Below are 13,585 nucleotides of genomic sequence, written 5' to 3'. Positions count from 1 at the left end.
TAATCATTTTAAATCAAAAAATGTTATAAAACATTCAAAAACAGCCAAATCCGATAAAAAATAAAAGCTGCCTGCTTATCATTAGACAGCTTCCACTACGACTCGCTTGGAAGATACAATTTAATTTGCAACGAATTTACTTGAGAAATGAGCAGCTCGTCATACTTTTTCTGAGCCAAAAAGTAAATTTCTGTTTTTGCAACATTTGGGTTTTCTTTTTCCGTCTGTTTCACCATGTCGTTCCATACTTTTTTGGCCAGCAAGACTAGTTCGGCATATTGTTGCTGTTGTTTCCAAAACTTTTTCTCCCCGTATTGGCGAATGATTTCTTTTGCCGTTTTATATCGGTCATATTGCCGCTTTCGTTCTGTTAATTCTTTGGCCACTTCACTTTTTGTCACTGAATATCCTTTTTCTTTCGCAAGAAGCGCCATCGAATGCAATTCAATCAAATGTGTTACAGACGGATGTATTTGCTGTAAATGTTGATTTTGCCTCTCCCAATAGTTAAGCCTCTCTTTTAATTCTTCCCCCTTGTATTTCGCCTGATCCGTTTCCTTGCCGATGGCAATCCCAATTTGTGAAAGCGTTTGGTAAAAATGGACATCTTTCATCGTTATCGCTAAACCATTGATCATCGCGACTGCATCTTCTTTTTTCACTTTCATTTTCACTAGCTTTTCCATCGTTTGTTTTCCATTTTTGATCCGTAAAAGCGCTTCCCAATCTCCCTCCATTGGCAGCTGCACTTTCCCTTCATAGACCCCCTCGCTTTTCTCCCTCAATGTCGTTGTTATCGTGCCGTGATCCATATTTACCATCTCAAACGTGGCGTGAACTGTCAATCCGCTAACAGGTTTCCCATTTGCTTTAACTTCTACCGCAAACGGAGCCGGTACTCCTTCTTTATAAAAAGGCTTCGTTTTTATGGAAACTTCCCAGTCTTGCTTGTGACAACCAACAAGAAACAACGTGATAATAAGAACGGCGACAGCCATTTTTTTCATCTTATTCCTCCCCCTCTCCCGTCCACATGATTGATTCAAATTCCGCAATTGAATATTTCGTAATTTTTCCGTTTTCTAAATAAGCGATATGCGTACAAAGCTGCTTTACTTCATCTAAATGATGGGACGATAATAAAATGGTTTTATCAGGCAATGAACGTAAAATGGAAAGGATGTCGGCCCGTCCCAGCGGATCAAGTCCGCTTGTCGGTTCGTCCAATATTAAAATGTCCGCATCGTAATAAAGCATGATCCCTAGCCCAAGCCGCTGAAGCATTCCTTTTGAGTATTGCTTGCTTTTTACATTTCGCGCTTCCCATAAATGAACTAACCGTAATATTTCTTCCATTCTTTTCTCGTCTATCTTTGAAGCATTTAAAGATGCGAAAAAACGTAAATTTTCCTCCCCAGTTAAGTGAGGATATAGTTGAAATTTTTCCGGAAGATAGGCAATATGTTTTTTCCATTCGTGCCGCTTATGGTTCACTCCGTTGATGAAAACTTCCCCGCTCAGAATGGGAATCAAATTCAACAAACTATGGATAAAAGTTGATTTCCCCGCTCCGTTTCTTCCAATCAGCGCACATTTCTCCCCTTTTTCAATCACCATATTCACATCGTCGAGTACTTTGTTCTTTTTATATGCCACTGTTAAATGAGCGACTCGAATCATCCTTGTTCCCCTTTCCGATAACATAAAACGGATGCGAAAAAGATCATCATCCCCCAAACCAGGATATTTATCGCTATTAAAATGCTAGGAGAAAATGAGAAAAATTTCGTCATCATTCTAGATAAGTAGTCAAGCGAGAACGTTCCGAGCGATGTTTCTAAATAAAAACGCAGCGTATGAAGTGGATGAAGAAAATAAATGAAAGAAAACAGCTTCACATTTTCATAAGTGACTTTCGGAAGAAAATAAAGCAAAACGAAGTCATATAGATAAATGAAAAAGAATAGCGTAAAAATATTTGCACCGATTAATTGAACTTTCGTGCCGCAAACGCTTCCTAAAAAAATACCGATTTGATTAAAAATAAGGATCATTATGACAATAGCAAGCAAGAAATAGAAAAAATGAGACAGATGGAAGGAAAATAAAAATTTTACCGGTATCATTAAAATGAAATACCATATGATAAATGCCGCCATCGAAATAAATTGAACAGCTAGACTTTTTTTCCATAAAAATTGTCCGTATGAATCGTTTTTAGCCAGAATCATAATAAGCGTTCGCAACTCTTTTTCCTGTATAATCGAAAAGGAAGCGAAAAATAAACAAAGCAGCGGAATAACGTACGTGTCCATTTCGAATAGCGTCAATAAAAACACCTCAAACCCATGGTCAGGAGGCAATCCTTTCGTATTTAAAAATACGGAAAGGGATGTAGCAATAATAAGAATAAGGAAAAACCAAAACGCTTTTCCCCTTGAAATTTCCAGCCATTCTTTCCAAATGTAATCCATCATTATTAACCCCTTTGGAATTTTGTTACTACTATCATGCCGATCCCGATCAACAGCAGCCATCCGCTAATTTGCAGAACCGGCAGTCCGGCTTGCGTCAAGAGCGGATGCCGATCAACAGCCATCACTTCTTCCGCTTGTAAAAGCTCATTGATTTTTTCGTACATCTGGATGCTTGGCGAATTCAAAAACAAATAGGCTAGCTCATTTTGCTCCACAATTTTGTGTAGCGAAGATGTATATTTAAAAGGTGATTCTCCTTTTCCATCTTGATTGAGATCAAAAATTCGTGCTTCGCCTCCCCAATCATTGCCTACTCCGTTAAAACTCCATTGATTGCTGTCTTCACCGCCTAAACGCAATACGGCGGTAGTATTTTTTAGAAATCTATTGTCCGTAAATATTTGTTTCTGTGAACTTGCCCAAAGCTCCACACCAATTTGATTTTGCAAAAATATATTTCCCTTGAGAAAATTGCTGTTGGATTGATCGATATACAATCCCCGCTGGTTTTGATAAAATTCATTGTTCATAATTTTGTTATGATTTGCCATCTGCAGCAGCACTCCAAAGGAACGCATCCCTTGATTCAATAAAAACTTATTATTTTTTAAAATAATTCGGTTCGAGTTCATGATCGCCGCCCCGCCGGTATTAAACATAAACTCGTTTTTGTAAAACTCATTGTCGTCCGAATACATATAATGAAGACCATATCTTGTATGCGATACGCTATTTTGTTTCACAACGTTTCCATTGGAATAATTGAAAAAGATGCCGTCTCTTGTCCCGTCAATCGTGTTGCCAACCAAATAATTAAAGTTCGAATAGTAGATGTGCAAACCGTTGCCTTGACCAGCGATTTCTCCATTTCTTTCTCCAACTATGCGCACATTTTCAATTCGATTATGGTGTGCCTTACTCAAGTAAATGCCATGAAAAGAATTTTTAATGGTAATCGCTTTTAACGTATTATAGTTGGAGTATACTTTCACGCCAGCATATTCTTCTTGTGTATCCCGGCTTTTCCCGCTATTGGTAATCGTTACGTTTTCCAGCACGACATGCGGCGATCGAATCGAAACGACATTTCCACGGCCGCTTCCTTTAATGACCGTATGGGATGCCCCGACAATCTTTAACGGTTTGCGGATAACAATATCTCCGACATATGTTTTGTTTTCTAAACGTATCGTGCTGTGAGCAGGAGCAGCATCGATGAGTTGCTGCAACGTTTGTTCCGCTTTTACGTCTTTTCCTAAACAAAAAAGAAGAAGAAAGCATGAAAGCAGCCGCTTTTTCATTTTCTCCGCTCCTTCCATAACGGAAACAACAAACATAAGAAGGCAGCTCCTACGATGTAAGAACCGGTTGTAAAGTAGCTAAAAGTCGTAAAATTGGCAATCCGATTTTCCCCAAAAATAGGCGGAACAAACGGGTCTATTCGAATCGGAGCATTGTCGTTTAAATTTGTTCCAAAATCGACAAGCCAGCGGTGTATATCATAAATGCCTAGCGCTCCGCCGATGAGAAAAACGACAATCAATGCATACAGCCAACTTTTTTTTCTTAAAAAAGCGACTACAAACGTAAACAATGCCATAAACACGATAAGATAAGGCAAATACGCTAATTCAGGGAAACTTTCTTCACTAAACGATTTCATTCCGATATAATGGTTTAACCGATTAATAATCTCAATATCTCCTTTCAGCTTATTGGGATAGACTATAATATTTAATCCTTCCGGATATTGCGGCGCAATAAAATTCATTCCCCACCACGGAAAAAATAAAGAGATGATAAGCAGCACTCCTGCAATACTAATCGAAATGGCAGATGATACAGACATTTTTTTGGCTGGCATTCGTTTTACACCTCTTTTGATAAAGGGGGAATCTAATAGAAGATCCCCCCGCTTTTTCCTATTGTTTTGGTTTGACTAGCAAGTAGCCGGACATTTCTTGATGCAACGCGGAACAGAAGTTCGTACAATAAAGCGGATATGTGCCTGGCTTATCAGCGACAAATTCTATCGTGTTTGTTTGGCCTGGCTGGATTTCCATATTAAGGTTGTATTGGTTAATCGCAAATCCATGGGTGATGTCCTCGTCAAAATCAATGTTGGTTATATGAATAACAACTTTATCGCCTTGGTTCACCTCAATGACATCTGGCCGTTTTGCCTTCGCATCAAAAATAAATTTGGAGCGCATCGCAATGCCGTATACATGCACTTCATTGCCTTTTCGGACAATGCGGGCGTCTTTTTGTTTGTAGACGGCATCTGGATTTTTTTCGTCTTTCGGATATACTTCGATCGTTTTAATTTTATCCGCTTTAATCATTTGACCGTAGTGCGGTTCCGGGTCAACAGGAACCGATTGAATCACTTTCATTTTCTCGCCGCTAATGTCAATTAACTGCATTGATTCCGGGTGCGAAGGACCGACGGATAAATAGCTGTCTTTCGAGAGTTTATTTAACGACACTAAATATTTGCCGTCCGGAGAAACCGTATCCCCTTCTGCCGCCACCGCATGCCCTGGAGAGTATTGAACAGGAACACGGTCAAGCACTTCACCCGTCTTTGGATTCCATTTCACAATTTCCGATGAAATAAACATCGTCGTGTAAGCCATGCCTTTATCATCAAATTGAGTGTGAAGCGGCCCGAGTGCGTTTTCCGGATTTACTTCCCGTTCCATGACCGACTCATATTTTAAAATCGGGATGCCGTTCCGTTCGCCGGCAAATTCTTTATTTTTAATCGCTTTAAACGCTTTCTCGAATGAAAAAACCGTTAATAGCGGCGCGAGTTTCCCTGACGCGATAAAGTACTTTCCGTCCGGGGTAACGTCGACTCCGTGCGGGGATTTGGCGACAGGCACTAAGTAAATGCCGCCTTTATGTTTTTCTGGGAAAATCATTTTTTGGCCGCCAACATTATCATATTTGCCCTCTTTCACCATTTTCTCGAGCTCTTTCCAGTTAAACAGGACAATAAAGTCGCGGTCTTCCTTCGATGCGTTAATTTCTAAGTTTGTCGTCGCTTCTTCGGTATTGTAGGTAGTAAGAACTGCCCAATCTTTGGAAATCTTTTTCCCTGCGTCAGATAAATCATACGACCAAGGCGGCAATGCAACTTGGTAGGCGATGTGTAATTTTTGCGTTTTTTCATCAAACGTCACCGCGCTCATAACGCCGCGATATTCTTTGCTATAGTTGTCAAGTGATGCGTATTTATGGCCGATCGGCACCGAAAACCGTGTCGGCAAAAATAAATATTCCGTATTCTCCGTCACAAACGCAGCACAGTGTGGTCCACTCGTATTTGGAACTTGAATAATGTCTTTTACCGTAAACGTTTTTAAATCCATGACTGCTGCGCGGCTATTGCCCACATCAGTCGCAAACATGTACTTTCCATCATACTCCCCATTCGTTTCCGAAAATGCCGGATGATGCAAATCGCCCCATGTATAACCGCCAAGCATTTCTTTCGAATGTTTATCCCAGCCGTAACCTGTCGCCGAGTCTAATGAAAAAACAGGAACAGTGCGAATGCGGCGCATCGATGGTACACCATAAATAAACATTTGTCCCGAATGTCCGCCAGAGGCAAATAAGTAATATTCATCCTTTTTTCCAAACGGGACATATACTTTTTCCGCGTCCGTTTTTGCTGCTGCCGTTGGAATCGTTTCTTGCGAAGAAAAGTTCCCAAAAAATACAGTGGAAGCTAAAATGCCGACGGCGAGTCCCGAAAGCGCGGAAATGACTTTCTTCTTCATTGCTTTCCCCCCTCTTTCCCATCAATTATTTTTCCGATGCGGTTTTCAATACTTTGATAATGGCTGCGCGCTCTTCATCTGTAAGCGGATTGGATTTAATCACCCCTGACATTACGGCAGAAGTCGGGGCTTTCAAAAACTCCTCAATCGGCTTTCCATGTTTCCCTTCTACTTCTTTATAAGCATTCGATAAATCTGGACCTGTCGTCCCACCTTGCAAATTTAGTTTCGAGACCGAATGGCAGGATAGACAGCCTTTTTGTTTGAGAATATTCCCCTCCTGTGTGCCTGTGCTTGTAACTTCTTTCGCAGTAGTAGTTTCTTTGGAAGCGGTTGTTTCTTTTTGAACTGCAGCTGTCTCATGTTTCGTATTGGCAGACTCACTTTTATCCGCGAGTTGGAAATATGAATACCCGCCCGCCAAGCCGATCAACGCGCCAATGATGAAAATGATCACGGTTTGTTTCATGAACATCCCCCTTTCTTTTTGAAAATCCGCCAACATTATAGCTAGTGGGACTAAACGCAAACTGTGCAAAAAATCACTTTTTTTCCAAAATAAGTGAACGATGTTTGAACGGATCATGAACAAATTGTGAATACAATAAAAAAACACCTGCCAAACTGACAAGTGTACAAAAAAATTCTTAACTTGGCGCCTGCCCCTGTAAACGCGGCAAATAATTTGTTTGAATAAACTCGATAAACATTTTCGCATACAAAGGATCGAACTGCGTTCCGGCGCACCGCTCAATCTCCGCGATCGCTTCTTCAAACGTTTTCGTGCACTGATACGGCCTTTCTGTCGTCATCGCATCGAACGAATCAATAATAGACAAAATACGAGCAAGTTTGGGAATTTCCTGGCCTTTTAGTCCGTATGGATATCCTTTTCCATCATAGCGTTCATGATGAAGCTCGACAAGCGGAATTAAATCATCAAATTGTTTTTCCGCGGCAACAATTTCTTTTCCCCATGTGACATGTTTTTTTACAATTTCCCACTCATGCGAAGTCAATTTTTCTTCTTTATTCAAAATATCACGTGGCACTTCGATTTTTCCAATATCGTGAATAAGCGCGCCTAAAATTAGCGTCTGCTTTTCATGATCCGTTAAATCAAGCTGCTTGCTGAACTCGAGCGCATATTTGAAGACGCGTTTGCTATGGCGATATGTATAAACGTCCTTAGATAAGAAAAACTTTATTTGCTGCTCCAGCGTGTCTAAATCTTGTTTGAACTTTATTTCATCAAGACAGATGTTATGCTGCTCATTGTAGATTTGCACATTGTTTTTCCCTTGCGCTTTTGCATAATAAAGCGCTTGATCCGCTTTATGGATCAACTCACCGCTGTCATACATTCCTTTTTCCATTTCCGCAATCCCGCAGGAAAAAGAAAGACAACGGTAAGGAACATGCTCCACCCCGGGAAAATATGTATCATTGACTTGTTTGCGCAGCCGATCTAAAAAAACATGCGCCTCTTCCTTCGTCGTATTCGGCATTAAAAGCGCGAATTCCTCACCGCCGTAACGAGCCGCAATGTAATTTTTGTCTTCTATTCCTGTCCGTAGCAAATTGCCGAAAAACTGCAATAATTTGTCTCCTTGCAAATGACCATTTCGATCATTATATTTTTTAAAATCATCCAGATCAAGTAGCGCTAAACAAAACGGCTGCTGCAACTTTTTCGCGTCGGAGAAATGTTCATTTAATGCTTCCTTAAAAAATCCATGATTGTACAAACCTGTTAAATGGTCTTTGTTAGCTCTTTCCGAAACATCTCGATACAAATATAAAAACTTACGAAATACGAACGACAGTAACACAACTAGAACCGTGAATAAAAACAAGCCAAAAAATCCTTGCTCGTTTAATAAAATTGTTAATACTAAAGACAACAACAAGGTCACAGAATAGCTGATACAAGCTTCTTTTAAAATTCCTGCATCAAAGGTACCTTTAAACATCTGTCCAGAAAAAAAGAAAAAGAGAAAAATTAAAAAAATGTTTAAGCTAAAATAGACTAATAGGCTAATCATATATGGAAATAAATTATAGATATTGATTTCGCCGACCTTTCCACCGAACAATAAGAAAGAATAATATGCTCCTATTATCATGATGCAGTACATAGAAAAATTAAAAACATGCTTCCATGGAGCAACCCTTTTTTTATACATTAATTCAATAATAATACTTACAAATAGTACATTAATCGTTAGAGAAATTCCATATAAAAATATAGAAGCTAAATAAATCGCTGAATCCATAGAAAACGAATTATCTTTCGGAGGAAGGTGAATAGTAAAGTAACTTAATAAAAGAACAGATGCTGATAACATATAAATTAAAGCCCAATCCTCTACGGATTGAGAAAAAAAATCACTTTTCCAAAAATAAAGAGATATACCCAAGAGATAAATAAACATTACATACCATTTGACGTAATTTTTTAAAAAACCGACTAACATTTATTATCAACTCTCGTTTTAAAAAATTTTAGGGAGAAGTGATTTCTCATTCTCCCTTCTTAAATATGATTTATATGTCAATGTAAAAATCTATGCTTGTCTATTATAAATCCCAAAGTTAATACTACGTCAATCTAAATCCCGAAGTTAATGCTATAACGATAGAACCAATAATAAAAAGATTAATAAGTACTTGTTTTACTTTCACACTCATACTTTTTTCCTCCTTGATAATTATAATTATTTTTATTTGCTCGCAGGAGCGACAGATGTGTTTTTGTTTGGTGCACTAAGCATTAAATGCTGAATAAAGAAAAACGCTCCTACGTTCATCACAACATCGCCAATGCTGATCACTTGCCGGCGCGGGTATGGCGGGGATAATGGGATAATATCGCCTAAAAACGGCAATAATGTATCAGACGTAATCGCCTGATGTTTGCCGTATGTTCCCGCTTTTAGTGCGTCGATGTATTCGCTGCCAAGAAATTGCGCTGCTTCGATCGATACAGGCATCCTTCCGCCGTTTACAGCCATGACGATGAAATTTAATAAAACTCCCGCGAAAATAACGATAAATCCAGGTTGGTTTCGGTTAAGCCAGAGAAAAAAGAGACCTATTACATATACGAGAAGAAACAAGACGTTGCTGAGTTTACCAATGATTGCAACTTTATCTTGCAGAGCAAAAATAACGAACTGCACTGCCAACAATAATGGAAACAACCAGCCGCCACGCAGCTTCATATTGGCGAGGCCTTTTAAACTTCCCCCGCGAAAAAAGCCGACTAGCAACGATAATAAAATTCCATCATATACCATGATGTTTTCTCCTATCATTTTTATTAGACAGAATATTTATTCTTTTCAAAACTATTTACTCTATCTTCATTAATATCGATTTTTGTCGTCTATGTAAATAGGTCTTTTTTACTAATTAGAGTAATTTTTTTCTAATTTCCCTAAAATTCATGGTTATTAGATAAATTTTTCAATTATATTTCGACATATAATGTCGACAAGACGGCCATAGAAAAAGGATTCTCGCCCATGATGGAATGGACAGAATCCTCGTTCACTCATTCAGATGCGATTTTCTTGTTTATATGAGTATGTCGAAGCACATGAACCTTCGCAATTCTTAGCAAGAGAACAGCTTGCGCATTTCCCTTTAGAGCTTTTTTTAATATGGCGAACAAGCACAAAACCTGCATATCCAAAAATAATGGCACCAATCAAAATATTTGCAATCATTGTTTTTCGCCTCTTTTTCATTTCATTTTATTTACGAAAATCCAAGCCATGTTCCGCCATGATAGACAAAGAAAGAAATGATATACGCAACCGTTAACGCACAGCCAATGGAAATCAACGTCCATTTCCTTGAACCCGCTTCTTTGCGGATCGTCGCCACCGTTGCCAGACATGGGATATAAAGGAGCACAAACACCATAAAGCTAAGCGCTGATAGCGGCGTAAAGTGTTGTGTGATTGCCCCTTGCAGCAAGTCCATATCTTTTGCATGATAAATAATATTCATCGTCGAAACCACGACTTCTTTTGCCAAAAATCCCGTTATCAACGACGCACCGGCTTGCCATGTTCCAAAGCCGAGCGGCGCCAAAATCGGCGCGAGCACACCGCCTATGACCGCAAGAAAACTGTCATCCATGGAAACGCCAATTCCTTTTGGTCCAACATACGTCAATAACCAAATCGCAACCGAGCCGCCGAAAATAAACGTACCAGCTTTTCGCACAAATCCTTTTCCTTTGTCCCATGTGCTCCGCCACAATGTCAACGCTTGCGGCATCCGATACGGCGGCAGTTCGATCACAAAAATGGAGCTTTCATTTTTTAATAAGGTAGAAGAAAACAGTTTTGCAAGACCAAGTGCGACAACAATCCCTAATACATATAGCGAAAACACGACAATTGCTTGGTTTTTTGCAAAAAATGTACCAGCAAATAACGCATATACCGGCAGACGCGCAGAGCAAGACATAAACGGCAGCAACAAAATCGTCAACAGCCGCTCTTTGGGCTGCTCAATCGTTCGCGCGGCCATGACGCCGGGAACGTTGCAACCAAAACCGATAATCATCGGAATAAACGCTTTCCCGTTTAAGCCAATCGCTTCCATAAACCGATCCATAACCATGGCGACGCGCGCCATATATCCAGAGTCCTCCAACAACGAGATGAAAAAGAAGAGAATGAAAATTTGCGGCACAAAGACAAGCACGCCGCCAACCCCGGAGACGATTCCATCCAATACGAGCGCTTGAATGAACGGTGATGCTCCTACAATCGTCAACAGCTTAGAAAGCCACTCCGTTAACGGACCGGAAAAAAACTGATCTAGCAAATCAGCAAGCGGCGAACCAAGCCAATCAAACGTTAACATAAACATGATATACATAAATGCCAGAAATATCGGCAAGCCCAAATATTTATTAGTGACGACAGCATCGATTTTCTCCGTTAATGTAAGCGGCTTTTGCTGAAATATAACCGTTGACGTTTCGATGGCATGCACAATCCATTTGTCGCGCGCGTCATAAATATGTTCAGCTAAAGGACGGCCGAGCGCTTGCTGTGCCTCATCACGAACCGCCACAAGCGGGGCGATGTCCATATACGTTTGCAAATAAGCGTGAATACGCTCATTTCCTTCTAAAAACTGAAGCGCAAGCCAGCGCTTTGATGCCAGCAAACCGTCAGGCAGCTGCTCGCTGATTTTTTGTACGGCTGCTTCCACATCTCGGCCGTAATCGATCGCGACATGCTCCCGCTCCCCACTTTGTTCGGACAAAGACAAAATCGCGCGAACAAGCTCTTTCGTTCCTTTTCCAGTGCGGGCAATCACCGGAACGACAGGAGCGCCAATACATCGCGACAGTTTTTCCGCATCGACTTTGACGCCACGCTTTTCCGCTACGTCCACCATATTTAACGCAACAATCAACGGCTTGCCAAACTCCAAAAGCTGCACGGTTAAATGCAAATTCCGCCGCAGCTGGGAAGCATCGACAATGTTGACAATCGCAGAACAAGGTTCCGTTAATAAAAAGTCGGTCGCTACCCCTTCATCGCGGGAAAGCGGCTGCAGCGAATAGATTCCCGGAAGGTCAACGATGGGAACACCGTGCTGCCGCAATACGCCAACCTTTTTTTCTACCGTTACTCCGCTCCAGTTTCCGACATATTCATAGGAGCCTGTCAAACTATTAAACAATGAAGTTTTTCCCGTATTAGGATTGCCGAATAACGCAATATATGATGACATCGATTATTTCACCCCAATGCAAGAAGCCTCTTTACGCCGCAGACAAATGTATTGTCCATCGACCTCTACCATGACCGGCCCGCCAAACGGCATTACGCATTTCACGCAAACTTTTTCGCCTTCATGCATCCCCATATGAAGAAGACGTTGTTTCACTACTTCATTGGTTATTGCCAGATTTGTAATAACGGCCTTTTGCCCTTGTCGAAGATCAGTCAAAACCACCTTTTCCGTCCCCCAGTCAACAATGATTCTTTTTTTCAATTAGCAATATGTCAACGTGTGAAAATTTATAAAGTGGTGTTTAGCATTTTCCTGATTTAAATAAGAATGGTTTTCATCATAGAACAATAATGATTATTTTTCTCAGTTAATATAATACCACAATTTACGATTGTGAAAGTGATTTTTTTCACACTTTTTCTATCGTCACAATAAATTCACAAATACCATGCGTTGGGTGTATTTGTCTAGAGGAAGGAGCAGGCTAATTACAAATCTAAAATCTGTATAGTTGAACTTTTCAGAATAATATATATAATACTTTGTATATATTCACTAACTAAAGGAGGAAAAACAATGAAGGCATTGGAGAAATTTAGCAACTTTGTTGGAAACACCTTTGCTGTCTGGGTGCTTTTATTTGCTGCTCTTGCTTTTTATAATCCAAACGCTTTTACGTGGATCGCTCCATACATAGCCCCGCTGCTTGGCATTGTCATGTTTGGCATGGGCCTTACCTTATCGGTCAATGACTTTAAAGAAATATTCAAGCGCCCGACAGAGGTGCTAATCGGTGTAGTCGCCCAATTTCTCATTATGCCGCTTGTTGCTTTTTTGCTTGCTCATTATTTGCCGGTCTCGAGGGAAGTCGCTCTTGGCATTATTCTCGTTGGCTGCTGTCCTGGCGGAACAGCGTCTAACGTGATGACCTATTTGGCCAAAGGAGATACCGCGCTGTCGGTTGCCGTGACATCCGCTTCTACGATACTGGCACCGATCGTGACACCGTCGCTGATTTTGCTGCTTGCCGGAAAATGGCTTTCCGTTTCTGCTGCATCGCTGTTTTGGTCGATTGTAGAAATCGTCCTAATTCCGATTATTTTAGGGTTGATTGCGCAAACTCTTTTCCAAAAACAAGTGAAAGCGTGCATCCCAGTTCTGCCGCTCGTTTCTGTCATCGCGATTGTCGCCATTGTCGCGGCCGTCGTCGGACAAAACCAGCAGGCGATTGCCAAAAGCGGGCTTGCCATTTTCTTCATCGTCGTTGTTCATAACGGGCTTGGATTATTGCTTGGCTACTGGTTTGCAAAACTATTCCGCTTATCGGTACCGAAACAAAAAGCGATTTCCATTGAAGTCGGCATGCAAAATTCCGGGCTTGGCGCTGCGCTCGCAACCGCTCATTTTTCGCCGCTCGCTGCTGTTCCAAGCGCCATTTTCAGCGTCTGGCACAACATTTCCGGACCAATTGTTGCAACCTATTTCCGCAAAAAAAGTGAGAAGGAAAAAGTGGATCAATCCACAATTTCTGCATAAAAAACGGGGCCC

At 40.7% G+C, this 13,585-nt stretch carries 13 protein-coding genes; 1 reads left to right on the top strand and 12 read right to left on the bottom strand.

Annotation, left to right across the window (positions count from 1 at the left end; genetic code table 11):
• Nucleotides 1-95: 95 nt before the first annotated feature.
• The 12 genes from HT574_RS09410 to HT574_RS09355 form a co-directional block, all read right to left on the bottom strand.
• On the bottom strand, nt 96-1,007 hold the full coding sequence (locus tag HT574_RS09410) for a FixH family protein (protein ID WP_175244392.1): 912 nt from the start codon (nt 1,005-1,007) through the stop codon (nt 96-98).
• 1 nt (nt 1,008) lies between these two features.
• Nucleotides 1,009-1,680 (bottom strand): ABC transporter ATP-binding protein, encoded by a 672-nt coding sequence (locus HT574_RS09405; RefSeq protein WP_175244391.1) that lies wholly within the window; start codon nt 1,678-1,680, stop codon nt 1,009-1,011.
• On the bottom strand, nt 1,677-2,477 hold the full coding sequence (locus tag HT574_RS09400; protein WP_254698633.1) for an ABC-2 transporter permease: 801 nt from the start codon (nt 2,475-2,477) through the stop codon (nt 1,677-1,679). Before HT574_RS09400 ends, HT574_RS09405 begins: the two co-directional genes overlap by 4 nt.
• Nucleotides 2,478-2,479: 2 nt before the next feature.
• Nucleotides 2,480-3,814: a nitrous oxide reductase family maturation protein NosD gene (nosD, locus tag HT574_RS09395; RefSeq protein WP_175244390.1), complete on the bottom strand. Its 1,335-nt coding sequence runs from the start codon at nt 3,812-3,814 to the stop codon at nt 2,480-2,482.
• Nucleotides 3,775-4,341 carry a hypothetical protein gene (locus tag HT574_RS09390; protein WP_175244389.1) on the bottom strand — a complete coding sequence of 189 codons (567 nt, stop codon included), beginning with the start codon at nt 4,339-4,341 and terminating at the stop codon, nt 3,775-3,777. The genes nosD and HT574_RS09390 overlap by 40 nt, the downstream gene beginning before the upstream one ends.
• Nucleotides 4,342-4,399: 58 nt before the next feature.
• Nucleotides 4,400-6,268 (bottom strand): Sec-dependent nitrous-oxide reductase, encoded by a 1,869-nt coding sequence (gene nosZ, locus HT574_RS09385; RefSeq protein ID WP_175244388.1) that lies wholly within the window; start codon nt 6,266-6,268, stop codon nt 4,400-4,402.
• A 25-nt stretch (nt 6,269-6,293) separates the two neighbouring features.
• On the bottom strand, nt 6,294-6,737 hold the full coding sequence (locus tag HT574_RS09380) for a c-type cytochrome (protein ID WP_175244387.1): 444 nt from the start codon (nt 6,735-6,737) through the stop codon (nt 6,294-6,296).
• Between the two features lie 178 nt (nt 6,738-6,915).
• Nucleotides 6,916-8,703 (bottom strand): diguanylate cyclase, encoded by a 1,788-nt coding sequence (locus HT574_RS09375; protein ID WP_254698647.1) that lies wholly within the window; start codon nt 8,701-8,703, stop codon nt 6,916-6,918.
• 288 nt (nt 8,704-8,991) lie between these two features.
• Nucleotides 8,992-9,567 carry a DUF5317 domain-containing protein gene (locus tag HT574_RS09370; RefSeq protein ID WP_175244385.1) on the bottom strand — a complete coding sequence of 192 codons (576 nt, stop codon included), beginning with the start codon at nt 9,565-9,567 and terminating at the stop codon, nt 8,992-8,994.
• A gap of 261 nt (nt 9,568-9,828) precedes the next feature.
• Nucleotides 9,829-9,999 carry a FeoB-associated Cys-rich membrane protein gene (locus HT574_RS09365; protein ID WP_175244384.1) on the bottom strand — a complete coding sequence of 57 codons (171 nt, stop codon included), beginning with the start codon at nt 9,997-9,999 and terminating at the stop codon, nt 9,829-9,831.
• Nucleotides 10,000-10,030: 31 nt separating this feature from the next.
• On the bottom strand, nt 10,031-12,034 hold the full coding sequence (feoB, locus tag HT574_RS09360) for a ferrous iron transport protein B (RefSeq protein ID WP_175244383.1): 2,004 nt from the start codon (nt 12,032-12,034) through the stop codon (nt 10,031-10,033).
• Between the two features lie 3 nt (nt 12,035-12,037).
• Complete coding sequence (locus tag HT574_RS09355) at nt 12,038-12,259, bottom strand: FeoA family protein (protein ID WP_175244382.1); 222 nt, start codon at nt 12,257-12,259, stop codon at nt 12,038-12,040.
• A gap of 354 nt (nt 12,260-12,613) precedes the next feature.
• Between HT574_RS09355 and HT574_RS09350 the strand changes: the two genes are divergently transcribed.
• Nucleotides 12,614-13,573, top strand: coding sequence for a bile acid:sodium symporter family protein (locus tag HT574_RS09350; RefSeq protein WP_175244381.1), 960 nt, complete (start codon nt 12,614-12,616; stop codon nt 13,571-13,573).
• Nucleotides 13,574-13,585: the final 12 nt, after the last annotated feature.

The sequence above is a fragment of the Parageobacillus sp. VR-IP genome (genome assembly GCF_013357975.1).
GTDB classification, from domain to species: Bacteria; Bacillota; Bacilli; order Bacillales; family Anoxybacillaceae; genus Saccharococcus; species Saccharococcus caldoxylosilyticus.
This window is presented reverse-complemented; position numbering and strand designations above follow the sequence as displayed.